This is a genomic window from Bacillus sp. BB51/4 (assembly GCF_008368845.1).
Classification (GTDB): domain Bacteria; phylum Bacillota; class Bacilli; order Bacillales; family Bacillaceae_G; genus Bacillus_A; species Bacillus_A wiedmannii.
In genome coordinates, this window is sequence record NZ_QOSC01000012.1 from 188213 (window position 1) to 213491 (window position 25279).

Consider the following 25279-nt stretch of genomic DNA (forward strand, 5'->3'; position numbering starts at 1 on the left):
GAGAATAATGAAAATCTTAATATATATGTTGATGATTTGCTTTTTTATAACAGGATGCAGTATTGGAAAAAAGGACAATCCAAACGAAAAACCAGAGCAAAAAAATGTTTCGACGAAAAATGTTAATTATACAAACAAACCAAATAAGCCAAATGAAAAAGCAGCGGATCATTTAGCATCTTTAGCCGCAAGTGTGCCAGGTGTGAATGATGCAACAGCGGTAGTTGTGGGGAAATATGCTATTGTAGGTATTGATGTAAAAGCGAAACTCGATCGAACTCGCGTGGAGTCCATTAAATACTCTGTAGCAGAAAGTTTAAAAAACGATCCGGATGGTGCTAATGCAGTCGTTGTAGCGGATGTTGATACGTATGAACGACTGAAACAAATTGGAAAGCAAATTAAAAAAGGAAAAACAGGTGAAGGTATACTTGATGAGTTAGCAGCAATTGTTGGCCGAGTAATGCCACAAGTTCCAAATGACATGATTGAAAATCGAGAAACGAATCCAATTAAAGATAATGATAAACAATTACCAAAAGATGAAGAACAAGAACTAAGAAAAGAACAGAATGACCAATCAAATAATCATTTGAATAAATAAAACTAACCCCGTACTAAAATGTACGGGGATTTTTCAATATAATATTTAATATTCAGTTTATTTTTAAGGGAATATATGGTTTAATTATGATGGGAGGGACAACTGTTATGATGAAAAAAAGCGCATTAATAGTATGTAGCTTATGCTTAGGTTTCAGTATGACAGCGTGTGAACAGAAGAAGGAAATGAAAAAACAAACAGCGACTTCTTCTACTGTGATGGAAAGGCAGCAGAAAGATTCTATCAATATAAATCATTTCTCGAACATAAATGAAGGAATGACTTATACAGAAGTGAAAGATGTAATTGGTTTTGATGGTAATTTACTTATAGAAGAAGGTGTAGAAGATTCTACACAAATTAAACAAATTTTTTCTTGGAAGGGAAGCAATCCAACTTCATTAGTTGAAATTACCTTTTTAGATGGAAAAGTGCATTCAAAAGCGCAGCAAGGTTTAAGTTAATAAGTTGAAAAATGGGAGAGTTTAGCATGAACATACATACAGGGGAAATTCAATTAGTTCCGTATAAGGAGAAATATAAAGAAGTTATACAAACATTTACTTTACCAAGTGAACAAGTTCAATTCACATCAGATCCAGGTGAATTATTGGAGAAAGCAAAAAGTGATCGAACAAAAAATGTGATTGTTATTTTAGATTACAATGGGGTACCTGTTGGTCTTTTCGCCTTGCAAACGGGAGATAGAGTACAGGAGTTCACAGATAATGAAAACGCTCTACTTTTAACTTCATTTTCCATAAATCAAAATAGACAAAGAAAAGGATATGCTAAAAAGTCATTGGCTTTATTACAAGGGTTTGTAAAACGTTATTTTCCGATGAAAAATGAAGTTGTACTTGCTGTGAATGAAAAAAATATTCCTGCACAAAATTTATATGAAAAAGTCGGCTTCCAAGATAAAGGCTTTAGAAGAATGGGACCAATTGGTCAACAAATTATAATGCATTTATCTATCATGAAATAACGAGAAGAAAAACTTACTCTTGCATAACAAAGTAGTAAGTTTTTTTATTTTGAAAGACAAGAGAATAAATATTAAAAGGCTATATTTAAGAGTAAAGAAATTATAGCTAGTTACATAAAAAAATAAAGATACTTGAAAAGCATTAATTTTAGTTAGTTGTACAATCATTAAATAATACTTTTGGGGGTCATAGCTTTATGGAAATAATTCAATTACTAAAGAAGGATGACTTATTTAATAAGGCAGTAGATGTTTTTTGGAAAGAATGGGGTGAGGAAGGTGGGCGTGCTTTTTATGAAGATTGTATGACTAATGCTTTAACTGATCCAAATGACATACCGAGTTTTTACATTGCAAAAGTAGATGATAAGATTATCGGAACGTATGCATTAATCCGCAATGATTTAAATAGTCGTCAGGATTTGAGCCCGTGGCTAGCATGTTTGTTTGTAGATGAAAAATTTAGGGGCAACTCTATAGGAGCAAAACTGTTGAATCATGGACTGCTAGAAGCAGCAAAAAAAGGGTACAAATTTCTTTATCTTACTTCCGATCTTAAAGGCTATTATGAAAAATATGAATGGGAAAAAATCGGAGTTGCTTATGGGCCTAGTGGAGGATACATACCTTTGTTTAAAAAGTCAATTGCACTATAATGAAATTAAACAACTATAAGAATCTTACTTCAATAAAATGTAGCAAGGCTCTTATAGTTTATATTATTACATCAATTGTGAAACACTTTGAATAAGGAGAAATGATATGACAATTTATATCGCATTACTAAGAGGAATCAATGTAGGCGGGCATAAGGTAATCAAAATGGCGGATTTAAAACAAATGTTTGAATCAATAGAGTTAAAACAAGTAAAAACATATATTCAAAGCGGTAATATCGTGTTCGAATCTGAAAATGATGTTGATTTTTTAAATAAACGAATACAATCGGAAATTAAAAACGTTTTTGGTTTTGATGTTCCAGTCATGTTAAGAACACATGAGGAATTTATAAATATGATAAAAAGATGCCCCTATGAAGCCGATTCATTGCTAGAAGGTGAAAGTATACATGTTACTTTCTTAGCAAACGAACTTTCTGAAAAAGAAAAAGATCAGCTGCTTATGCAAAAAAATGAGACTGAAGATTGCTATATTTATGAAAAAGTTGTGTATTTATTTTTCAAAAATAGCATTCGAAATTCTAAATTAATGAACCAGTTTCAGAAGTTACATACACCAGCTACAGTAAGAAATTGGCGGACTGTGAATAAATTAAAAGCGATAGTTGAGGGAATGTAAATATAAAAAGATGAGATTCACTTAGAGCAGATAAATGTTTAAGAGACTATGGTTATAGTATAAAATAAACGAATTAAGGGGTAGGTAAGATGGGGAAATTTATGAAAGACCAAAAGGTAGTTGCATTTACATTTGAAGGGTTGGCACCATGTACGGTTGTAAGAGTTGGTTGGATTTTTATCATGGTACAAGTAGAAGAAACGAAACATTTATATTCTGTAACAAAAAGTAAATTAACACCTATAGAGGAAGAGGAACACTACCTTTTAGAAGAGAGTATTGATGAAGAAGGGGTATTCGATATAGGTAGATTATTTGCTAAAATAGAAGCAGAAGATATGGACCTTGCAAAGAAATCATTTGAAGAAAATGAAGACTTCAAGAAATACGAAGATTTTCACAATCCATCCGAAGGGAAACTGTATGGTGGAGAGTACTATACTACAATAAAAACAGGTAAAGAGTTACTAGAACAATACTTTAATCGAGAAGAGCTAGAGCGTAATGGTACTAATTAAATTAGATGTGAAAACGGTTAAAGGCCAAATCTTATTTATGTTAGGTATATAGACTAAAAAATTTATATTTGATTATTGGGAGGATAAAATAATGGATTTGGTAAACAAATTTTTAAACGGCTTGAGAGCAGCATTATCAACAGATGATCTCGAAGCACTAAATAAATCGTGCGGTGCTACAAAAGAGGATATTGATATATTAAGGTTGAAATATCCGAATTGTCCAGAATCATTAATCTCTTTACTTGAAAATATCGATGGTACATATTGGCGGAAATATGGAGAAAACAAAGTTGCGGTATGTATTTTAGGCTCAGATGTTGAAGAGTATCCATATTATTTGCTTTCTACACAGCAGATGCTCGAAAGTTCAAAAGAAGAAGAAGACGTATCCTATCTTTTAGAATACCAAGATGACGAGGATGCTGTTGATTCTAAGATAAATCCACAAGGACTTCTCCCTGGCACTTATATTCATTTTTCAGACTGTATGAACAATGGTGGAACATCAAGACTCTATATTGATTTTAACCCTTCTGATGAAGGTGTATGTGGTCAAATAATCCGTTTTTTGCACGACCCTGATGAATATGAAGTGATTGCAAACAGCTTTGATAAGTATTTACAGAATCTTATTGATGGTGATTTTAATTTTCTAGAAGAAGAATCTCAATAATTTGTCTACAAACTCATTTAAAAGGTTAGAAATTAAACAACTTTAAAGAGCCTTACTACAATATGATTGGTAGTAAGGCTCTTATATTTTTTAATCAGAATTAAATAACATTATTATCACTTTACAAAATCTCATCTTTTTATTTATATTGTTTTGCGACTATAAGTTCGACGATAGGATAAATAAAGAACGAAGAACAAAGGGCGATAAAAAGAGGAAGATTCTTTATTTCATCGAGTAATAGGAATGCAAATCCTTCTGATAATATTAAAATAAAAAACATAAGGCATATAAGTACAAAATAAGCAATTTTAAAACTTTTATATTGTATTTGCTGTCCCATTTCATCTTTGCTTTCTTCTGATACTCCGTTTGGATCTCCCCACGTAATATGATTGATGAGGTAGCTAATTATTATTGCACTTGCGAAGATTGTTCCACCTAAAATCGCACCTTCAGAGATGTATTTATAGACTCCATGTATAAGTACTCCAAGTAACGATAAAACGATTGTTAGTAAAATGAAATTTTTGCGATTCATATTAGAAATAACACCTCCATAGTTGTAAAAAACTCTTTACATCCATAGTATAAAATCGGAAAAGTTTTATGTCAAATACTTTTTACATAAATGGTGCAAGAACATGATATTTTGTTTTTATGATTAATAAAAAATTACATTACATTTGAATGTAAAAGAATGGGCTCGCATATATTTGGAAGGGATGTCAGATTAATTTAGGGGGTAGTTATGTCTATTCTATTAAAAGCTGGTGCTGATGCAGGAAATAACGGTTTGAAGTTAATGGTGAAAGGGCAAGACCCTATTTTTATTCCGAGTATATATTCTTTATATATAGGAGAGCCTACAGGATTGTTAGATGAGAGTGATGTTTCATTATCCGAATTAGAAAATCACATTGACGTGACCATTAGTTCTCCATCACTAATGTTAAATAACGTGCGGTATATCGTTGGGGAAAAAGTCATTCAAGATCAATTAAAAGGCACTGAGGTTGAGAAGAAATCAAATAAGTCAACTGATGAGTTAATGGTTATTACAATTCTATCTGGTTTAGCAGTAAGTGCTATGCGTCAAAGTCCAACTTCAAGTCATATTAATATTCGTTATGATTTATCTGTTGCTCTTCCTATGCAACTTATTACACAAGAAATAGCTGCGGAAAATGCGAAACGTTATATGGGGAATCATAAGGTTGTGTTCCATTATCCAAACGGACGTGATGTGACAATTAATATTTCAATCGAATATTGTAAATGCCTACCTGAGGGCGCTTCTGGTACGTGGGGCATTGTATATGATGAAGAAGGAAATGTTGTGAAACATAAAATAGAATGTGAACAAAATCAAGTTTCAGAAATTGATTTTGTTGATAAAACTTTATTGTCTTTTGATATTGGTGCAGGGACGACAGAAGAAGTAGTTTCACTAGGTGTGAACTTTAGACCACAACTAAGTAAGGGCTTATCATACGGTGTGAAAGAAACGTTACTACAAATTATTACAAGATGGAATCGGAAGTATCCAACAAAGACGATTGATAGTATTACAGAGTTTAACCAAATTTATTTAAATGAAAAGCACCCAAGAAATGCGTTACTAGTTGAAGAATCACAACCAGCATTATTAGGTTTAGCAGCGCGTGTCGCAACAGATATTATAAACAAAATTGATGACATGAAGGACGATCCATACGTATTTATTTATGGCGGGGGCGCAGTAATTATTAAAAACAGTTTAAAAATGATTTTAAAACAAAAAGGACGACTAACAAATGTAATCTTTGTAGATAATCCATTATTTACAAATGCACGTGGATTATTAGTCTACACTTGTTCGCCAAAATATAGAGAGCATAAGCAAAAAGAGTTAGGATTTACAAACTTAACGATAAGTTAGTTGGTGGAAGTATGCGATCTAGGCGATATAAACGTGGTGATCGAGTAAAAATCAATATTCATAAATCAGTATCACCTGAAATGATTGCATGGCTGAATAAACAATCAAACCCAACCAATTTCTTTTTCTTTGCAGCGCAGCAACTCTTTAAACAAGTAGGAGATATTGATGTGTCAAAAGCTATACCAAGTAGCCATGTTTTCTCATTATACGTGGAGCCATCATCTTTATTAAAGGTCGAAGTAAATCCCTTTAAAAACGTGCCACTAGAAGCTAATAAATCCACCGAAAATATAAAAAAAAAATCATGGGAATCTGTTGATCAATTAGATTGTCCGTTTTTTTAAACATAGAAAAAATAAGTATTGCCCATCACTATACATACGGATACAGTGATGGGCTTTTTTACATGTAACGAATAGAAGGGGCACAAATTATGGTGTGTCCCTTCTATTCGTTATTTATCTATATTTTAGATGTATGTTCAATAACTTCATGAATGATGTCTTCCCAGTCATCAGGATGATTTTCATGTCCTGCGCCTTCAAGGGTTAGTAGGACTGAGTTAGGAATTTCATCAATAAGTGCGAGACCATGTTCAAAAGGGAGTGCAGTATCGTCTGTTCCGTGAATAACTAATGTAGGTGCTTGTATGGAGTGAAGCACACCTTCATAAGCATCATCACCTTGAAGTAAAGCGTGATTAAACATACTTAATAGATTGTTTGCGCGTTCTATTTCTTGTTTTACTTGATTATAGACTCTTTTTTCATCAAATGTTCGTTTGGATCCACATAATAGGCGAGATCCGGAAACTAAATATTTTGCTACAACATTTTTATTTGTCCAATCTAAATGCGTGCCATTTGCGTGATGTGTTAAAATTCTTTCGTCCATCGGAGGTAAATCGCGCGTGTTATCGTCAGAGCCTATCACACTTGTAGCCAGTAATGTTAACGTTAAAATTCTGTCGGGATGTTTTACAGCAGCAATTTGAGCGATCATTCCACCTAATGACATACCGAATAGATGTGCTTTATCAATATGATAAGCATCGAGTACCCCAATTGCATCTTCAGCCATATCTGTAACTGTATAATTGGAAGTTCCAGGCTCATATGTAACAGAGCATCCCACATCACGGTTATCAAAACGAATAACAAATTTCCCCGTGTTAGCTAACTGTTCACAAAACTCTTCATCCCAATAAACCATTGAACACGTAGCACCCATAATTAATAAAATAGCTGGGTCTTTAGGGTTCCCAAAGTTTTCTGTACATATATCAATCCCGTTTATTTTAAATATCTTTTCAGTCATAGAGTTCTCCCCATTTCTTTTGAATGTAATTGAAAATACAGTTTTGAGTGATTCTAAGGTGAGTGTACGTTTTTTTATGGAATTCATAACGCTTCTTACGTAATTACCCCCAAAAATAAGTTTATGATAATTCAAGGCAAAAAATTTTGAGAAATATTTGTATGTTATTAAAATAAATAGCAAGGAGGAATGGAAATGAAAGCAATTGTTATAGATCAATATGGTAGTGTTGAAGAATTAACAGAAAGACAAGTTTTAAAACCGGTTGTTAAAGATAACGAGGTATTAATACGCATTCTCGCAACATCTATTAATCCTGTTGATTGGAAAATAAGAAAAGGAGACTTACAACAACAGTTACGATTTTCATTTCCAATTATTTTAGGGTTGGATGTAGCTGGGGTTATTGAAGAAGTTGGGGAAGAGGTAGAGTGCTTCAAAGTAGGAGATAAAGTATTTACGAAACCTGAAAATATAGGGAAGGGCTCTTATGCTGAATTCATTACAGTAAAATCGGATTTAGTATCTTATATGCCTACTAATCTAAGTTTCGAAGAGGCAGCTTCTATTCCTCTTGCAGGACTTACATCGTGGCAAAGTCTTGTAGATTACGCAAAAATAAAAAAACATGACCGAGTACTCATTCATGCTGGAGCTGGCGGAGTTGGAAGTTTAGCAATCCAAATCGCAAAATCATTTGGAGCTTTTGTTGCCACAACTGCAAGTAGTAAGAATGAAGAGTTTTTAAAGTCTTTAGGAGCGGATCTTGTTATTGATTATAAAAAAGATAAATTTGAAGAACTACTATTTGATTTTGATATTGTGTTAGATACAATAGGTGGCGAAGTACAAGAAAAAAGTTTTCAAATTATAAAACCTGGTGGTGTTTTCGTTTCGATTGTTCATGAGCCAATTCAAAAAGTAAAAGGGATAAAATCAGGTTTTTTATGGCTAAAACCAAATGGAAAGCAACTAGAAGAATTATCAAATTTAATTGTACATGGAAAAATAAAACCAATCATAAGTAAAGTTGTGCCGTTTAATGAAGCAGGGGTTAGAGAAGCTCATATTTTGAGTGAAGGTCAACACGTTAGAGGTAAGATTGTAATGAAAGTGGAATAAAAATGATTAAGTATCCTTCAAGAAGTAAATACCACAAACCAAAAATATTTGTGGTATTTACTTTTTAGCTTGAAGATATTGTGCATATGCTTCTATAGCTTATAGTTTCGTACTGTATCATGTAATTTCTCTAAACCAATCAACATATCTTTTTCATTTAACATAGAATAGCTAAGCCTTAATTGGTTATTATTTGTATCATTATTTAATAGACAAGCTGTTCCTGGTAAAAAAGAGACATCTACTTCATTTGCTTTTTGTAATAAGGTAAAGGGATCTATCGAATCAGGAAGTGTAATCCATAAATTAAAGCCACCATTTGGTATTTCAAATCGTAATTCTTTAAGTGGTGATAACATATCAATCGTTATATCACGTCTAATTTGTAAAGCCGTACGTAATTTTTCTAAATGATTTTTCATACGTTCTGCACGTAAAAAAGGAAGGAGTGCTTTTTGCGTTAATAAAGGACTACCGATATCCATTGAACCTTTTACAGCATATAACCATTCAAAAATAGGCCCATCGGCAATAAGAGATGCGATACGCAATCCTGGTGCTAACGTTTTACTAAATCCTTTTATATATATTACATGACCATTCCTATCAAAATTTTTGATAGGAGAGGAAATAGTAGCACCCTCAAAATATATTTCTCCGAAAGAATCATCTTCAATTATAAAAAACTCATATAGCTCTGCTAGTTCTATAAGTTCCATTCGCCGTTCATTGCTCATTACTGTACCTGTCGGGTTCTGGAAAGTTGGATTCGTATACAATAATACGGGATTTTTACTTTGACAAATATCATCGATTAAGTCGGAGCGAACTCCATGATTATCAAGAGAAACTGGTATAATTTTAGCACCTTTATTGATGAAAATATCAAGCGCAGCACTGTAACAAGGACTTTCCACTAATACAATATCACCAGGTTTTAATAATGTTTGAGCAATTAAATCAATTCCTTGTTGTGCTCCGCTTGTAATTAATAATTGAGATGGGTCTGTCACTAATTGTTGGTGTTCATGTAAATAATTTGCTATTTCAACACGTAGTTCATAATCGCCTTGAACTGGCCCATACGTTGCTAGGATCATCTGGTCTTTATTCAGTATTTTATGCATTTCATCAGCTAAGAATGGATTTGGCAATAAACGAGGATACAAAATCGCTTGTGAAAAATCGTAATATTTTCGGTGCTGATTCATTGCATATTGAGATCGCATAACATTAATCGTTTTCATTTGTTGCCAGTTATACGGAATTGGTTTGAAACCTTTCTTTCCATGTTTATGTATATAAGCACCTTTCCCTTGCTCAATGCGAATATATTCTTTCTTTTCTAACTGCTTATATGCTTTACGAACAGTTAATAGGCTAATCTGCAAATCTTCGGCCATAGAGCGTAAAGATGGAAGTGCGTCACCGTGTGATAGCATGCCACTTTGTACTCTTTCAACAATTTGCATATATATTTGCTGATAATACGGTATGTTGGATTCTTTACGAAGGACAATCTTCATGGTTTCACCTTTTTCGTTTTTATTTCATTAAAGCGAAAAATATAAAGAGAATCAACTACAATTTTAAGTAACTGTTATATACATAGATACACTGTTATACACCATACCTTCTATACTCATGGTAAGAGTAAAAAGGAGGAAGAAAAATGGTTATTTTCAATTATATTTTAGTATGTATTATTTTCGGAACAACATTTTTAACGATAAAAATTGGGATTGAGGCAGGAGCGCCCCCGTTATTTTCAGCAGGCATTCGTTTCTTTTTAGCAGGCGTCATTCTGATGATTATATTTAAGTTAAAGCGAAAGGAAATTATGCCACATGTATTTTCAAAACGTATTATATATGCTGGTTTTTGCTTAACGTTTATGACATTTGCTACATTGTACTGGGCGGAACAATATATTTCTTCAGGGTTAGCTGCTGTACTTTCTGCTACGGGGCCGATGATGATTTTATTATTACAAGCAAAGAGAAATAAGGCGAAATTACAAAAAGAGCAACTCGTAGCATTAATTATTGCACTAATAGGTGTTGTTTTTGTTTCTTTACCGGGAATGCACCAAGAAATCAGCTTCATATGGAGTATCGCTTGTTTTGTTTTAATAATAGGAGAGTTATTTTACGGAATAGGCTCTATTCGCTCAAAAGAAATACTTTCGGATTTACAAAGTGTATCACCATTTCTCATTAATGGTATTCAAATGTTTTACGGAGGGGTTTTATTACTAATCGCATCCGTCATAGTAGAACAACCGAATGTATCTGTATTAGCTTCATGGAGTGTACAGTGGCCTATTTTATATCTTATCTTTATCGGATCAATTGGTGGGCACGGATTATATTATTGGCTCTTATCAAAAACAAATCCTGTATTCCCGTCAACGTGGTTATATGTATCACCGTTAATTGCTATTATTGTAGGATATATCATATTAGGAGAACCTTTAAACCCTACAATGGGAATAGGTGCTTGTTTTATTTTGGTTGGTGTATTTTTAGTTAATCGCTCCACACTCCGGAGCTATTTCAAACAAGGGAAATTATTTGAGAAGGAAATGTAGTTGTATAAAGAAGCAGCCCTGTTATATATAGGGCTGCTTGAATTTTATTAACGATACGGATTGACTTTATTTATTGGAAAGGCGTAATATTATTAAGCTATATGAAAGAGAACTGTAAAAAGAGGGGAGTTATTATGAAAATGAATTGGACTGAAGTAAAGGAAAAAATTCGACCGCAAATTTCAAAACCATCATATGAAACTTGGTTTTCTAATACTACTGTTTTATTAGAGGATGATATATTAACGATTTATTGTCCGAATGAATTTGCACGTGACTGGTTAGAATCTCATTACAAAGAATTAGTATTTCATACATTAAGAGAAATGTTTAATACGACGTTTGAAATTCAGTTTGATTTATGTAATGGCGAACCAAATAAATTGAAAGATGTTCAAAAAGAAAGGCTTAATAGCTGGGATGAAGTAAAGAAAGCATTAAGGCCAAAAGTAGCTGAGAAAACATTTATGACATGGATTAGAAATACAAATGCTATTATAGATGAGAATAAGTTAATAATCTTTTGTAAAGATGCTTTTCATCGTGATTTGCTTGAAGGTGAGTATAAAAATATAATTTCAAATACCGTACAGAAAATTACTAATGAAGAATATCAAATTTGGTTTGAAATAGGATCAAACGCCGCTTCAATATCACAAACTCATCATATGCAAAATAAGCAACTCACTTCCGGACAAGAGGAATCAAAAATAATTTGGAATCAAATAAAAGATAAAATACAAGTAACAATTTCAAGACCTTCATATGAAACATGGATCAAAGAAACGACAGCCAGTATACATGAAAATTCATTGACTATTTATTTTAAAAACGAATTTCAACAAGAGTGGGTTGAAAAGTCTTATAAAGATTTAATTTCGCATATAGCAAAAGAGTTAACTGGAAATACATATGAGCTTCAATTTGAATTAAAATCAAATACTATTGCAACCGATAATGGTGAAAAATCAAAATCATCTACTGAAAATACTATTTTCGAATTATGGGAGCAGTTCAAATCGTCCAATGATGATTTAAAATATAATAAAGTAGAAGATAGCGATAAACGCATTCAAGCTTTAGAAGAAAAAATAGTGAAGTTGGAAAATGTAATAGATACATTAGTGGGAAAATTAGAGGTAGTAGAATTAAAAACACAGTTGGAAAAATAACCAACTGTGTTTTTTACTTAATTCGCTTTATTTATAAATCCTTTATAATGACGTTTCACAAGCTGACTTTCTAAAGTCTTCATTGTTTCAAGTGCTACACCGACGATGATAAGTAAGCTTGTACCACCGATTTGTGCAGAAGGTGGTAATGTAGCAATTTTCGTGAATACGAGCGGTAAAATTGAAATTGCGCCTAAGAAAATTGCACCGATAAATGTTAAACGGTATAAAATTTTAGTTACATATTGTTCTGTTGATTTACCAGGACGAATACCAGGTACATATCCATTTTGCTTTTTCAAATTCTCAGCCATTTGTTCAGGATTTACTTGAATGAATGCATAGAAGTATGTGAAAGCAACGATAAGACCGACATAAAGTGTCATTCCAATTGGATGTGCAAAATCAAGATTTGCAACTAACCATTTTGATACGCTTGAATCAGGGAAGAGCTGCGCAATTGTACGCGGCGTCATTAAAAATGCGGAAGCAAAGATTACTGGAATTACACCAGCACTATTTACTTTAAGAGGTAAATGAGTGTTTTTTGCTCCTTGATATTGATTGTTTCCTGAAACAGCTTTTGCATATTGAATTGGTATTTTACGCACGGCTTGTTGAATGTAAATAACGCCAACAACTATCGCTAAAATTACGAGACCAATTAAAACCATCTTTATGATGTGCATGAATAATTGATCGCCTGCATTTTGAAATTGTTGTAAATAAATTTGGTTCGCAACATTTGGAATCGCTGCAACAAGTCCTGCGAAGATAATCATCGAAATACCATTACCTACTCCGTTAGCGGTAATTTGTTCGCCTAACCAAAGTAAAAATGCAGTACCTGCAGTTAAAACTGTCGCAATAAATAAGTATGTAGTCCAGCTTTGATCTGTTATTAATTGCCCACCTGCTATATTATTAAAACCATAAGACATCCCAATGGATTGTATGAATGCGAGAATGATTGTAAAGTATCGAGTAAATTGAGCTGACTTCTTACGGCCCATTTCACCTTGCTTTGCCCATTCCGAAAATTTAGGTATAACGTCCATTTGTAGTAATTGTACTATGATGGAAGCTGTAATATATGGTGTAATACCTACAGCGAAGATCGAGAAGTGTTGCAATGCTCCTCCACCAAATACGTTTAGCATACCTAAAACGTTGGCTTGATCTTGTACCTTTAATACCTCTGCGTTAGTATGAGGAACTGGAATAAACGTGCCAATTCGAAAAACGATTAACATCGCCAATGTAAAAAGGATTTTCCTTCTTATCTCAGCTACTCTCATGAAATTTGAAATCGTACGAAACATTTTGTCGCCTCCTATATTTTTATCAGTTCAAAACTGATGATTATATCCCGATGAAGTAACCACAAACCTCCTTCCGCATTAAATTCATTTGACAAATGGAATTTTATACATTTTGTAGTTTTCATGGATATAAAAATATAAGGTGTTTTTTAGCGACCTATAAGCTTTTCGTAATCATTCAATACACATAATATATCGAATAAATTAACAAATGTACATACATACGCATGAAAAATGAATGAATAGGGGCATTTTTTACATTTATTTAATGCTAGATTGATAATTAGGAACGTTTTATGTAGTTGTATTGAAAGGATTCGGTGGAAAGTATTAGGGTGTAGCTGTAGCACATGATAACCTCAAGGAAATCTTCAAGGATGTTGAGAAAACTCATATATTTAGTCGTGAATTAGCGAAACTATTAAAGCAAGAAAAGATTTGATTGAAATAGTAGTGAAGGAAAATCTTTTTTCTATAGAGAATATTTCTAACGCAGGAATCTAAGTATATAGGTTCTAATGAAAGGAGAATTCACATGAATATATTTGTAAATGACAAGTTTTATGAAACGAGAAATCAATTATTTGAGGAAATTACTTTGTTAAGTGATGCTCAATTTAATAAAAAACCAGATAAGGATAAATGGAGTATAGCACAAGTTTGTCATCACTTAGTTTTATTAGATGAGAGAGTTATAACGGTTATTTCGTCAGGATTAAAAAAGATGGATAGTTTCCAAAATGAGCGTAAAGAAATTCACACTATTGTATTAGATAGATCGATAAAATTTATAGCACCAGAAATGATTGAACCAAGTATAGAACCATTTGAAGTGCTGCAAATGGTTGATTTGTTAAACGACTCTAGAAAAGAATTGATGCGTTTTCTGAGTACAATAGAAGATGAATCTAAATTAGCAAAAAAATCAGTGATCCATCCAGCTCTTGGAGAATTACTTCTTGATCAGTGGATAGAGTTAATCTATTTGCATGAACAGCGTCATATAGAACAAATCAAAGAGATACAGTTGCTTTGTGAAGTTGAAAAGTAAAAATTATTATCTATTTATTGAGCGATTTAGGATAGCATCAAGGGTTCGAGTGATAAAATACAAATCCTGATTAAAATTATGATGAATTTAGTTGAAAGCAACCAATGAGCAGAAGAAAATAAGAAACTAGCAGATCTTACTCTTGAAAAGGAAACGAACATTCGAAAAAAACTGAATCCGAATTACTGTATAAGTGTAACCTCGTCTTAAATGAAGGCGGGGTTATTATTTTTGGAAGTGATCTCAGCATTTTCATTTAGAAGGAAATAAATTAGCAATGAAATCCGAAAATGTAATCAGCATTACACACTATATCTTTAAGTTATAATGATTTTCGGAAATGAGTTATATGTCCATAATTTTGAAAGTACATATACATCTACCATTGGTTTAGCGCTCTTCACACGTTGGAGGAAGAAGTAAATACTATTCTGCTAGGGGGTATATGCATTTTATTCTCTATATTTTCACAACAGAACCACCTCCAAAATTATCTTTTGCAGTTGAATTTTTCCGAATAATAAGTTACATTTTTAAAGTTCAAGCAACTTTATAGCAGTACAAAAAGGGGAGAAATATTGTTATTATGCAAAAAATGAAATGGAAGAACTATGTATGCTATTTTATTATTCTTATGCTTCTTGTAACAGCAGTAACAGCCAAACCAGCTATTTCTAAGGCTGAGGAATCTGATGTTAATATTACATTGTTAGGTACGGCAGATATTCATGGTAGATTTATGCCTTGGGATTATGCACTTGATGGAGCAAATACGAGTGGAAGTTTAACGCAGCTTTATACGGTTATAAAGAAGGTGCGTCAGGAAAATCCCAATACTATATTAGTAGATGCTGGGGATACAATTCAAGGAAACTCGGTAGAGTTATTCAATGATCAGCCACAATCGCCAATGATGGTAGCGATGAATACAATGGGATATGATGCTTGGGCATTTGGAAATCATGAATTTAACTTTGGATTAGATACATTGAAAAAAGTTAGTGAGCAATATAAAGGCAAGACGTTAGCAGGAAATATTTATAAGGAAAATGGAGAGCGTTTTCTTCCTGCATATACAATTGTTGAAAAAGGTGGAATTAAAGTCGGAATTATTGGTATGAATACACCAATGATTAGTGATTTCGAAAAAGGGACAGATCATTTGGATGGATTGGTAGTGAAAAATCCAGTAGAAGAGACAAAAAAGGCAATTAAAGAATTAGAGGGTAAAGTAGATGTAATGGTAGGGGTTATGCATATGGGACTAGAAAATGAGAATGGAATCCCTGGTACTGGTGTTCAAGATATTGCGAATGCTTGTCCGGAACTAAGTGCTATTTTTGCAGCTCATATGCATAAACTTGTTAAAAAAGAAGTTGTAAATGGCGTTATTATTACAGAACCAGATAAATATGGAACACATATCTCGCGTATTGACCTTACTTTTACAAAGCAAGATGGAAAGCTGGTTTTAAAAGATAAAACTGCTACAGCTATACCTGTAAAAAATACTGATGGAACAACAGTAGTATCTGATCCTACACTTGAAGACACACTGACACCTTTTCACGAGTATGCGAGGGGAGATGCAAATGTTGTAGTCGCTCAATTAAAGGGTAGAAACCTTGTTCCTGAAAATGAAATAAAGGGTATTCCAAGTGTGCAGATTCAAGAGACACCTTTATCAGATTTCTTTCATGAAGTTATGCTCTACTACAGCAAAGCAGATGTAGTAGCCCATCAAATTGATAATGACTATGCCCGTTTGGATGTAGGTCCTATTAAGAAAAAAGATATTGCATATAATTATCAATATGCTTTGGGTGAAATTACGGTATATAAGGTAACTGGGAAAGACTTAAAAGAATATATGGAATGGGCGGCAGGGTATTTTAACTCATCTCGTGCCGGAGATGTAACAGTTAGCTTTGATAAAACCCGTCGTGCTTCTAAATACAGTACGAATGATTTCTTTGGAGGCGTAAAATACGAAATTGACTTAACAAAACCATATGGAAGTAGAATTACAAATTTACGTTCTATTCGTACAAATAAACCAATCAAAACGAACGATGTTATGAAGCTGGGAATGAATGCGTATAGAATGGAGGCTCTTCAGGCAAAAGGTGGAGCTTTAGAGGGACGGAAATTTGAACAAATTTGGTCATCTAAACAAGAGAATGCATTCGGAGAAACTGGTGGAACCATTCGTAACCTTGCTATTACATATTTAAAAGAGGTAAAGAATGGTGTATACACACCAAAAGTTATGCATAATTGGAAAATTACTGGCGTGAATACACATTCTTCAGAGCATAGGGCTGTAGTGGATCTTGTAAATAAAGGGATTTTAGAAATTCCAAAAACTGAAGATGGAAAATATACAAATATAGCATCTATAAATACTAAAGATTCAATTACAAAAGAAGAGATTGTAGCACTCTCACACAAAGCTAATATTAATCCAAATCAGTTTAATCATGTAAAAAGAAAAGGTGAATTTTACAAAAAACTTAGTAGGATAATTAAATAAATATAAAATAGATGGCTCTCGTGCAAAAAACTATTAAACTTGGACATACCATTATCCTAAAAAAGTTTGTGATCGGTATGGAAATATAAAGACTCAACAATAAAAAAACCCCTGGATCATTAAACAAATCCGGGGGATTTTTTATTTAAATAATTATGGTTTTATTTCTTACTATGCATATTTATAATATCCTTAAAAGAACATACCTTACAACATTATATTAAAAAACTAAATTGTAGATGCGCTGCCTCATTAAAGTATTTGTCTACTATATACATCTTAAAACAAAACATGAAATTTCTTTTTCTTGTTTATCAAGGTCATTAGTATTCATTTGGTCCATCTTTATTCTAAATCAACTTCATTTCCGAAATATAAGTTTAAATAAGTAATATAGATTATAAGATGTTCTATAATAATTGTTATTTTAATAGCATTAAACCTACTCTTAAAATAGTAAAGAGTGGGTTTTTATGTTGTTATTTAGATGTAAGGGTACTTTGATTAGAATGAATATAGATAATTAACAACTAACCAATTGGAGGAGCACCTAAAAGGGCTCTTTTTTATTGAAATTAATATACATATATGTGTCGTTCTTTCTTTATACCATCGACCACATATATGTAATTTTGCATAATGTTACATAAATTGTGTATTTTCTCTTTTTTTCGACAGAAACAGGAAGTATACTTTGTACAAGCTTTCTATTTCAAAAATTATACGAGGTGAACAAAATGAAAAACAAAAAGACATTAACTAAGGTAGCATTAACAACAGGCTTAGCTTTAACAGCTGTAGCACCATACGGGGTAGGTCATGCAGAGGAAACAGACCAACTACAAATTCAAATTCAAGAGGAATCGTTCCGTTCGGGTGAACTTACACAACCGTCACAAAAGGCACCAGAGAATGTAGTAAAAGATGCTCTTAAGGAGAAAACAGAACAAGCTCTTTCTCCAAAGCAAGTCAATGGAGAAACAGGAGTAGATTATAAAGTTCTTCAAAAACGTGGTTCATATGATGGGACTACACTTGTACGTATACAGCAAACATACGAAGGAAAAGAAGTATATGGTCATCAATTAACTGCACACGTAGATAATAACGGTGTTATTAAAAGTGTTTCAGGTGATAGCGCGCAAAATTTAAAACAAGAAGAATTGAAAAAACCTATCAATCTATCAAAAGATGAGGCGAAACAATATATTTATACGAAGTACGGGAACGATATCAATTTTATTTCTGAGCCAGAAGTTAAGGAAGTTATTTTTGTTGATGAAAATAATGGACAAGCAAGTAATGCATACCAGGTTACATTTGAAGCTGCAACACCAAACTATGTTTCCGGAACATATTTAGTAAATGCACAAAATGGTGATATGTTAAAAAATATGGTACAAGAATCTAACTTAAAAGCAAGTGAAAAACTAGTTGGAGCATTAAAGAAAAGTAAAAAAAGCAATCTTACATCATTAACTGGAACAGGAAAAGATGATTTAGGTATATCACGTACATTTGGTATCTCTAAACAAAGTAATGGCAAATATGCTCTTGCTGATTATACAAGAGGGCAAGGAATTGAAACATATGATGTGAATTATAGAGATATTACTAAAGAAGAAAGCTATTATCCTGGTACATTAGCAACTAGTACTTCGACAACATTTAACGATCCAAAAGCAGTAAGTGCTCATTACTTAGCAACAAAAGTATTTGATTTTTATAAAGATAAATACAAGCGTAATAGCTTTGATAATAAGGGACAAAAGGTAGTTTCAGTTGTACATGCTTGGGATTCTGGAGATACGAATGATCCGAAAAATTGGCAGAATGCATTAAGTGCTAATAATGGAAGTATGCTTGTATATGGAGATCCTATCGTCAAAGCATATGACGTAGCTGGACATGAATTTACACATGCTGTTACTTCTAGCGAATCTAATCTTGAATATTACGGTGAATCAGGTGCAATTAATGAAGCGCTATCTGATATTATGGGGACATCTATTGAGAAATACGTAAATAATGGTAGCTTTAACTGGACGATGGGAGAACAAACTGGTTCTGTTTTCCGTGATATGGAAAACCCGGCTTCTGTTCCATCTTCACTTGGAGTACCATATCCAGATGATTACAGTGAATTTAACGATTTTAATGGATGGGATCAAGGTGGCGTTCATTTTAATTCAAGTATTATTAATAAAGTTGCGTATCTCATTGCAAAAGGCGGAACTCATAACGGTGTAACTGTCAAAGGGATTGGTGAAGATAAAATGTTTGATATCTTCTATTATGCAAATACAGATGAGTTAAACATGACTTCTAATTTCAAAGAATTGAGATCAGCATGTATTCGAGTGGCAACTAATAAATATGGTGCGAATGCAGCTGAAGTTCAAGCAGTACAAAAGGCATTTGATGCAGCAAAAATTAAGTAAGTTAGAAATATAGTTATCATTCATATATTAATACATTATGAAAAGCAGTTGATGCCCTTTTAAGGATATTAGCTGTTTTTTTTACGTAACTATGCATTAGTGAAAATAAACTTACTAAGCAATAAATAGGCTGTCTCTCTTCAATAAGTTGCTACAAATATATAAGGTTTAAAGTGTATAAAAACAGAAAATTAATAATATATTGACCTCTTTATAGAAAGTACTATAGAATGAAAGCGATAACAAACGGTTGCTTTAAAATGATTTCCCTGATCTTTTAGTATTTATAAATATATGAAGACATAAACAAATCTATTTTTTTAAACATTAATGCAAACGTTTTCGTATTAAAAAGATCATTGAAATACATATGTGAAAATAGCCAATATGGGGGTGAGGTAAACTAGATTTTTAGATTGATTTAAGCAGTGGAATTTAGTACGAGCATAATAAATCGTGCGTACTATTTAAAGAAAGGGTGTATGTGGTGCAAATGATAAAAAGATTAATTAGCAAATCAGTTTTATTACTTACTATAATCGTTATGTTATCATCTGTTTTCTCTTTTCAAAGTGTAAAGGCAGTTTCAAATTCGAAAACAACTGAAGTTATCATTCATTACAAAGAGCAATCTGGAAATACAAAAGACTGGAACCTTTGGATATGGGGTGAAAATGCAAATGGTAAATCATATGAATTTACTGGTGAAGATGAATTTGGAAAGTACGCTAAGATTAATATAGATGGTAACTATAATCGCGTAGGATTTATCATTCGTACAAATGAGTGGGAAAAAGATGGTGGCGATCGTTGGATTGAAAATATAAAGGACGGTCGTGCTGAAGTATGGATTCTTTCTGGTGATGAAAAAGTATATAACTCTAAGCCTTCTTCGGATCTATCAATTCAAAAAGCAACTATTGATAGTTTCAATGAAATTACTGTAACCACTAATATCCCGTTTCATATTAAGGAACGGAAAATTGAAATTGAGGGCATTAAAATTAAGAATATTAGTCCTTATGATATAAACAGTGGAAATATTACTAATAAAGTTAAAATAATTACAGAGCAGAAAATTGATTTAAAACAGACATACAAAGTTAAAATTGAAAACTTAGCTTATACGAATACTGAAATCGGTAAAGTCATTCGTAGTGAGGAGTTTGATCATTCATTTTATTATGGCAGTAACGATTTAGGTAATATATATACACCACAACATACAAAGTTCCGTGTATGGGCTCCTACTGCGAGTGAAGTGAAGTTAGTTACATATAAAAAATGGAACGATAAAATAGGTACTGAAATAAACATGCAACAAGGTGAAAAGGGCACTTGGAAAGCAGAACTTAAAGGGAACCAAAAAGGTCTCTTTTATACGTATAAGGTGAAAATTGGTGATAAGTGGACTGAAGCAGTTGATCCGTATGCACGTGCTGCTTCTGTAAATGGAGATAAAGGTGCGGTTGTTGATTTAGAAGAAACAAATCCGAAAAAATGGAACGCTAACAAAAAGCCGAAATTTAAAAATCCGGAAGATGCTATTATTTATGAATTGCATGTACGTGATCTTTCTATCCAGCCCGAAAGTGGCATTAAACATAAAGGGAAATATTTAGGTGTAACAGAAAAAGGAACAAGAGGGCCTGGAGGTGTGAAAACAGGAATTGATCATATGAAAGATCTTGGTGTTACACACGTTCAGCTTTTACCGATATTTGATTATGCTTCAGTAAATGAAGAGGAATTAAACGAACCACAATATAACTGGGGATATGACCCGAAAAATTTCAACGTTCCAGAGGGATCCTATTCTACAAATCCATATGAGCCAACTGTTCGAATAACTGAATTAAAGCAAATGATTCAAACACTGCATGATAATAATCTTCGTGTTGTTATGGATGTAGTCTATAACCATATGTATAATGCTGCTGAATCTAATTTTCATAAGTTAGTTCCAGGTTATTATTATCGTTACAATGAAGACGGAACATTTGCAAATGGCACCGGAGTAGGAAATGATACTGCTTCAGAACGAAAAATGATGAGGAAATTTATGATCGATTCTGTAGCATACTGGGCAAAAGAATACAATTTAGACGGATTCCGTTTTGATTTAATGGGTATTCATGATTATGAAACGATGAATGAAATACGTAAAGCTGTTAATCAAATTGACCCCTCTATTATACTGCATGGAGAAGGTTGGGATTTAAATACACCTCTTGCAGCAGAGTTGAAAGCAAATCAAAAGAATGCAGAAAAAATGAAAGGGATTGCCCATTTTAATGATAATATACGTGATGGATTGAAAGGTAGTGTATTTGAGGAGAAAGAAAATGGGTTTGTAAATGGAAGGGAAAACATGGAAGACCGTATTAAAAAAGGTATTACGGCAGGAATTGACTACGATACAAATTCGTCTACTTATCAAGATCCGGAGCAGGTACTAACTTATGTGGAAGCACATGATAATCATACTTTATGGGATAAACTTGAGTTGTCTAATCCAGGTGACAGTGAAGAAGTACGAAAACAAATGCACAAATTGTCTTCTTCAATTTTATTAACATCACAAGGCATTCCATTTTTACATGCAGGACAAGAGTTTATGCGCACGAAATATGGTGATCATAATAGTTACAAATCTCCTGATTCAATTAACCAGATAGACTGGTTGCGCCGTGCAGCATTTAATAATGAAGTAGATTATATGAAGGGCTTAATAGAATTACGCAAAAAGTACTCAGCTTTTCGAATGACATCTGCAGAACAAATTAAAAAACAGGTATCTTTTATTGATGCTCCCAAAAATGTTGTGACTTATTCAATAGACGGAAAGGGCAATGGGAATAAAAACGAAAACTTTATGGTGGCTCACAATGCGAATAGAGAAGCTGTTGACATAACGCTTCCATCGAAAGGTCCTTGGAAAGTACTAGTAGACGGTAAACAGGCAGGTAGTAAAACACTTTACGTTGTACATGACAATAAAATTAAAGTTCCTGCATTAAGTTCATTTGTTTTAAAAACAGAGAAACCGATCAAATAAATGCCACAAGCAGAGTGAAGGTTGTTTTCACTTAGCTTTTAAAGTTAAAATAGTATAATTTCACATACTGTAATTATATTACAATTTAATAAACAAAAAGAGAAGAACTCACCAAGGTTCTTCTCTTTTTTATGTGTAATAAAGGTTTCCATCATTGTAGATATAAGAGTTTTTGAAATAGCGAAAGGCAAGACGATGAACCTATTTACAAAATGACGAGAAAATGACAAAACTGTAAGAATGCACGAATATTTGTAAGAAAGTTCGATGTTTTCCTTTTTCTTTTTTTATTAAAGTAAAAAAGAAGAAAGCGATGTCATAAAAAGTTGATATTTTTAGATGAGTACAATAACCAAAACTATTCATGTAATAAAAGTATATGGCAATCAGTAAAACACTTTACTAAAAAGGAGGGATTTGAAATGTCTTTTTCTCAATTCAATATTGATATTTTTCGAGCAATTAATGATTTAGGTAAACAATATTCATTCCTAAACTCAACCATGGTATTTTTGGCAGAATATATGGTATATATTTTAGCTTTAATTATTTTAGCTTATTGGTTTACTGGGGCTAGAAAAAGTAGGGTGATGGTTATTCAAGCGATGATTGCTTTTGTGATTGCTGAGGTGATCGGAAAAATAGCAGGGAAATTTCATCTGAATTATCAACCGTTTGCAGCATTGCCTGATGTTAATAAACTTATCGACCATACTGTAGATAATTCATTTCCTAGTGACCATACAATTCTCTTCTTTTCGATTTGTTTTTCGTTTTGGCTTGTTCGTAAAAAAACTGGATGGTTATGGCTTATACTTGCATTTTGTGTAGCGATTTCTCGTATTTGGGTAGGGGTTCATTATCCTTTTGATGTTGCAGTAGGGGCTTTAATAGGATGTATTTCAGCGGTATTTTCGTATTGGTTAGTACCAAAATTATCTTTTATTAGGCAATTACTTACTCAATATGAAAGAGTAGAGAAACATGTTTTACCATCTAAGAACAAATCAAAGCGATTTTGAGTATACAAGTATGTGAGTCTTTTGTATTAACAAATGACATTACTTTAAATCGTCTTGGAGGTCAGTTTAAAGGAGGAACAGTTTTACACTGGAAAGGTGGAAATCATATTAAAAGTATTTTGTAAACAAGAGTGATATCATTTAATTGGTTGCCGACTGTCATTAGGTTAGTTTTCATGTACAGTTATCCAAACCTGATTCCACTTCTTGCTAGTAAAGTAAGAGAGATTATAATGTTTTTCATCGAGTCGTGTCAGAGCATGCTAACCTTGCTGTTCAGAAGTCAGCAGATCGATACATAAAAGCACTGCAGGGAGCACTTTTTAACACATGAGATGTTTCAATATTACTTGTAGACATCCTTAAGAAATTAAAATTAATAGATAAGTTTAGAGCATGTTATTATCATCTTTTTAATACATGCTCTTTTTATTTAATTACTGACACTTACAAGTCATCAACAATCTTTATATTGAAAAATCTTAGTGTACGAAATTCGCGTTTTGTTGGTACTACCCCATCGCTATCAACCTAAGAAAAGCAAATACCCCAAAACGAAAAAATTGGCATCCTCAGGTGAAAATGTACATTTTTTGTTTGGAGGTACTTCAAAATGTTGGGTTGATGGGCATTTGATACTATTTTTTATTATGCATCTCTAAATTTTAGAGAATGTTTACAGCTGTAATTTTGCAGGTTGAAATAGCAAACCTAACGATTGTAGTTGGATTTATAGGTAAAGTACCTAGAACTATACCAAGACCTGTTTGTTCCACGTTAAAATCTACTGCAGTAGAACCAGTACTTGCTAAAAGATTCACTGTAGAACCAATAAGCGTATCTAGTAATTCCCTAATTGGTCGTTCGCGACAATCACATTCACATCCTAAGTCTACAGGTGGAAGTAATGTTATAGATGGCCCCGGCGGTAAAAAACCTACCCCTGTTACATCAGAAATATTGACTACAAAGGATGTGAAACCATCTGTAACTGTAACTAAAAAATCATTTACAGAAGTAATAGTAAATAAAAAGAAAAGTGGTGGAGCGTTTGGTGCATCTGCAATAGTGCCAAGAAGCACTGTTTCCCCAATAAGTTGTTGTAAAACATTCTGCATAGGTAAAACACAGCAGTCACAAAAGCAACCTTCAGTTGCTCCTGTTGGACCTGTTGAACCTGTTACTCCTGTTGGACCTGTTGGAGACCTGTTGGACCTGTTGGACCTGTTGAACCTGTTGGACCTGTTGGACCTGTTGGACCTGTTGGACCTGTTGGACCTGTTGGTTCTGTCCTGTTGAACCTGTTGGACCTGTTGGTCCTGTTGGACCTGTTGGACCTGTTGGACCTGTTGGACCTGTTGGACCTGTTGAACCTGTTGGACCTGTTGAACCTGTTGGACCTGTTGAACCTGTTGCTCCTGTTGCTCCTGTTGGTAGAGTAAATGGTGGAATTGGTGGAAGTGTAGGACCAATTAAATTTGAATTAAATGCATTAGCTTGAAGTATTTTGTTTTTATCAAACATGTAACTACCTCCTACAGATATACTTTATTATAAGAATATATACAATTAGCCTTCATAAAATTTATTTATCACCATATAATATGCTATATCTTTACTATTGTGTGTTTTGTGATGATCA

General features: G+C 33.1%; 21 protein-coding genes and 2 pseudogenes. 18 read left to right on the plus strand and 5 right to left on the minus strand.

Translation table 11 applies throughout. The features are described from left to right. Window positions 1–7 precede the first annotated feature (7 nt). The 7 genes from DN392_RS15705 (at window position 8) to DN392_RS15735 (ending at window position 4085) form a co-directional block, all read left to right on the plus strand. Window positions 8–604: a YhcN/YlaJ family sporulation lipoprotein gene (locus DN392_RS15705; RefSeq protein ID WP_048566278.1), complete on the plus strand. Its 597-nt coding sequence runs from the start codon at window positions 8–10 to the stop codon at window positions 602–604. Between the two features lie 107 nt (window positions 605–711). Further along, the gene (locus DN392_RS15710) at window positions 712–1068 is read left to right on the plus strand and encodes a hypothetical protein (protein ID WP_000976460.1); all 357 of its coding nucleotides are present in this window, start codon (window positions 712–714) and stop codon (window positions 1066–1068) included. 26 nt (window positions 1069–1094) lie between these two features. After that, window positions 1095–1592, plus strand: a complete 498-nt coding sequence (locus DN392_RS15715; RefSeq protein ID WP_061672234.1) for a GNAT family N-acetyltransferase — start codon at window positions 1095–1097, stop codon at window positions 1590–1592. A 197-nt stretch (window positions 1593–1789) separates the two neighbouring features. Continuing rightward, on the plus strand, window positions 1790–2248 hold the full coding sequence (locus DN392_RS15720; RefSeq protein ID WP_061672235.1) for a GNAT family N-acetyltransferase: 459 nt from the start codon (window positions 1790–1792) through the stop codon (window positions 2246–2248). Window positions 2249–2354: 106 nt separating this feature from the next. Next, window positions 2355–2891, plus strand: coding sequence for a DUF1697 domain-containing protein (locus tag DN392_RS15725; protein WP_048566281.1), 537 nt, complete (start codon window positions 2355–2357; stop codon window positions 2889–2891). 89 nt (window positions 2892–2980) lie between these two features. After that, entirely contained in the window at window positions 2981–3409 is a 429-nt protein-coding gene (locus DN392_RS15730; RefSeq protein WP_064057152.1) for a hypothetical protein, read from the plus strand. Window positions 3410–3500: 91 nt separating this feature from the next. Continuing rightward, window positions 3501–4085, plus strand: a complete 585-nt coding sequence (locus DN392_RS15735; protein WP_048566282.1) for an SMI1/KNR4 family protein — start codon at window positions 3501–3503, stop codon at window positions 4083–4085. 139 nt (window positions 4086–4224) lie between these two features. Here DN392_RS15735 and DN392_RS15740 read toward each other — a convergent pair whose 3' ends face one another. After that, on the minus strand, window positions 4225–4626 hold the full coding sequence (locus tag DN392_RS15740) for a DUF2178 domain-containing protein (protein ID WP_064057153.1): 402 nt from the start codon (window positions 4624–4626) through the stop codon (window positions 4225–4227). A 210-nt stretch (window positions 4627–4836) separates the two neighbouring features. On the opposite strand from DN392_RS15740, the gene DN392_RS15745 reads away from it, so the two are divergent. Then, window positions 4837–6006 (plus strand): ParM/StbA family protein, encoded by a 1170-nt coding sequence (locus DN392_RS15745; RefSeq protein ID WP_000025617.1) that lies wholly within the window; start codon window positions 4837–4839, stop codon window positions 6004–6006. Between the two features lie 11 nt (window positions 6007–6017). Then, window positions 6018–6353 carry a hypothetical protein gene (locus DN392_RS15750; protein WP_001257748.1) on the plus strand — a complete coding sequence of 112 codons (336 nt, stop codon included), beginning with the start codon at window positions 6018–6020 and terminating at the stop codon, window positions 6351–6353. Window positions 6354–6471: 118 nt separating this feature from the next. Here DN392_RS15750 and mle read toward each other — a convergent pair whose 3' ends face one another. Next, a complete protein-coding gene (gene mle / locus DN392_RS15755; RefSeq protein ID WP_088321416.1) occupies window positions 6472–7326 on the minus strand; it encodes a BCA family alpha/beta fold macrolide esterase in 855 nt (284 codons plus the stop codon). Window positions 7327–7521: 195 nt separating this feature from the next. On the opposite strand from mle, the gene DN392_RS15760 reads away from it, so the two are divergent. After that, a complete protein-coding gene (locus DN392_RS15760) occupies window positions 7522–8448 on the plus strand; it encodes an NADP-dependent oxidoreductase (protein ID WP_088321415.1) in 927 nt (308 codons plus the stop codon). 92 nt (window positions 8449–8540) lie between these two features. Here DN392_RS15760 and pdxR read toward each other — a convergent pair whose 3' ends face one another. Further along, window positions 8541–9974, minus strand: coding sequence for a MocR-like pyridoxine biosynthesis transcription factor PdxR (gene pdxR, locus DN392_RS15765; RefSeq protein WP_000706788.1), 1434 nt, complete (start codon window positions 9972–9974; stop codon window positions 8541–8543). Between the two features lie 146 nt (window positions 9975–10120). Between pdxR and DN392_RS15770 the strand changes: the two genes are divergently transcribed. Both DN392_RS15770 and DN392_RS15775 read left to right on the plus strand, forming a co-directional pair. Next, a complete protein-coding gene (locus DN392_RS15770; protein ID WP_048566284.1) occupies window positions 10121–11038 on the plus strand; it encodes a DMT family transporter in 918 nt (305 codons plus the stop codon). Between the two features lie 134 nt (window positions 11039–11172). Beyond that, window positions 11173–12210, plus strand: coding sequence for a DnaA N-terminal domain-containing protein (locus tag DN392_RS15775; protein WP_048566285.1), 1038 nt, complete (start codon window positions 11173–11175; stop codon window positions 12208–12210). 17 nt (window positions 12211–12227) lie between these two features. Here DN392_RS15775 and secY read toward each other — a convergent pair whose 3' ends face one another. Next, window positions 12228–13532 carry a preprotein translocase subunit SecY gene (gene secY, locus DN392_RS15780; RefSeq protein ID WP_000490148.1) on the minus strand — a complete coding sequence of 435 codons (1305 nt, stop codon included), beginning with the start codon at window positions 13530–13532 and terminating at the stop codon, window positions 12228–12230. 535 nt (window positions 13533–14067) lie between these two features. Between secY and DN392_RS15785 the strand changes: the two genes are divergently transcribed. The 6 genes and pseudogenes from DN392_RS15785 to DN392_RS30825 all read left to right on the plus strand — a co-directional run. Further along, window positions 14068–14583, plus strand: coding sequence for a DinB family protein (locus tag DN392_RS15785; RefSeq protein ID WP_001020420.1), 516 nt, complete (start codon window positions 14068–14070; stop codon window positions 14581–14583). Between the two features lie 586 nt (window positions 14584–15169). Further along, window positions 15170–17116, plus strand: coding sequence for a bifunctional metallophosphatase/5'-nucleotidase (locus DN392_RS15790; RefSeq protein WP_088321414.1), 1947 nt, complete (start codon window positions 15170–15172; stop codon window positions 17114–17116). Between the two features lie 737 nt (window positions 17117–17853). Continuing rightward, a complete protein-coding gene (locus tag DN392_RS15795) occupies window positions 17854–19557 on the plus strand; it encodes a M4 family metallopeptidase (protein ID WP_000791431.1) in 1704 nt (567 codons plus the stop codon). Window positions 19558–20044: 487 nt separating this feature from the next. Further along, on the plus strand, window positions 20045–22615 hold the full coding sequence (pulA, locus tag DN392_RS15800; protein WP_064449429.1) for a type I pullulanase: 2571 nt from the start codon (window positions 20045–20047) through the stop codon (window positions 22613–22615). A gap of 422 nt (window positions 22616–23037) precedes the next feature. Next, the gene (locus DN392_RS15805) at window positions 23038–23637 is read left to right on the plus strand and encodes an undecaprenyl-diphosphatase (RefSeq protein ID WP_071742456.1); all 600 of its coding nucleotides are present in this window, start codon (window positions 23038–23040) and stop codon (window positions 23635–23637) included. Between the two features lie 14 nt (window positions 23638–23651). After that, window positions 23652–23971: pseudogene (locus tag DN392_RS30825) on the plus strand (hypothetical protein); the annotation flags it as partial. Window positions 23972–24302: 331 nt separating this feature from the next. On the opposite strand, the pseudogene DN392_RS31370 reads toward DN392_RS30825, so the two are convergent. Then, window positions 24303–25161, minus strand: a pseudogene (locus DN392_RS31370) (exosporium leader peptide-containing protein). Window positions 25162–25279: the final 118 nt, after the last annotated feature.

What these genes read in the sequence shown, in the direction of transcription:
- DN392_RS15790 (WP_088321414.1), top strand. Translation starts at nt 15,170, where the DNA reads ATGCAAAAAATGAAATGGAAGAACTATGTATGCTATTTTATTATTCTT.
- DN392_RS15705 (WP_048566278.1), top strand. Translation starts at nt 8, where the DNA reads ATGAAAATCTTAATATATATGTTGATGATTTGCTTTTTTATAACAGGA.
- DN392_RS15730 (WP_064057152.1), top strand. Translation starts at nt 2,981, where the DNA reads ATGGGGAAATTTATGAAAGACCAAAAGGTAGTTGCATTTACATTTGAA.
- DN392_RS15745 (WP_000025617.1), top strand. Translation starts at nt 4,837, where the DNA reads ATGTCTATTCTATTAAAAGCTGGTGCTGATGCAGGAAATAACGGTTTG.
- pdxR (WP_000706788.1), bottom strand. Translation starts at nt 9,974, where the DNA reads ATGAAGATTGTCCTTCGTAAAGAATCCAACATACCGTATTATCAGCAA.
- DN392_RS15760 (WP_088321415.1), top strand. Translation starts at nt 7,522, where the DNA reads ATGAAAGCAATTGTTATAGATCAATATGGTAGTGTTGAAGAATTAACA.
- DN392_RS15735 (WP_048566282.1), top strand. Translation starts at nt 3,501, where the DNA reads ATGGATTTGGTAAACAAATTTTTAAACGGCTTGAGAGCAGCATTATCA.
- DN392_RS15750 (WP_001257748.1), top strand. Translation starts at nt 6,018, where the DNA reads ATGCGATCTAGGCGATATAAACGTGGTGATCGAGTAAAAATCAATATT.
- DN392_RS15740 (WP_064057153.1), bottom strand. Translation starts at nt 4,626, where the DNA reads ATGAATCGCAAAAATTTCATTTTACTAACAATCGTTTTATCGTTACTT.
- DN392_RS15785 (WP_001020420.1), top strand. Translation starts at nt 14,068, where the DNA reads ATGAATATATTTGTAAATGACAAGTTTTATGAAACGAGAAATCAATTA.
- DN392_RS15725 (WP_048566281.1), top strand. Translation starts at nt 2,355, where the DNA reads ATGACAATTTATATCGCATTACTAAGAGGAATCAATGTAGGCGGGCAT.
- DN392_RS15805 (WP_071742456.1), top strand. Translation starts at nt 23,038, where the DNA reads ATGTCTTTTTCTCAATTCAATATTGATATTTTTCGAGCAATTAATGAT.
- secY (WP_000490148.1), bottom strand. Translation starts at nt 13,532, where the DNA reads ATGTTTCGTACGATTTCAAATTTCATGAGAGTAGCTGAGATAAGAAGG.
- DN392_RS15770 (WP_048566284.1), top strand. Translation starts at nt 10,121, where the DNA reads ATGGTTATTTTCAATTATATTTTAGTATGTATTATTTTCGGAACAACA.
- mle (WP_088321416.1), bottom strand. Translation starts at nt 7,326, where the DNA reads ATGACTGAAAAGATATTTAAAATAAACGGGATTGATATATGTACAGAA.
- DN392_RS15795 (WP_000791431.1), top strand. Translation starts at nt 17,854, where the DNA reads ATGAAAAACAAAAAGACATTAACTAAGGTAGCATTAACAACAGGCTTA.
- DN392_RS15715 (WP_061672234.1), top strand. Translation starts at nt 1,095, where the DNA reads ATGAACATACATACAGGGGAAATTCAATTAGTTCCGTATAAGGAGAAA.
- DN392_RS15720 (WP_061672235.1), top strand. Translation starts at nt 1,790, where the DNA reads ATGGAAATAATTCAATTACTAAAGAAGGATGACTTATTTAATAAGGCA.
- DN392_RS15775 (WP_048566285.1), top strand. Translation starts at nt 11,173, where the DNA reads ATGAAAATGAATTGGACTGAAGTAAAGGAAAAAATTCGACCGCAAATT.
- DN392_RS15710 (WP_000976460.1), top strand. Translation starts at nt 712, where the DNA reads ATGATGAAAAAAAGCGCATTAATAGTATGTAGCTTATGCTTAGGTTTC.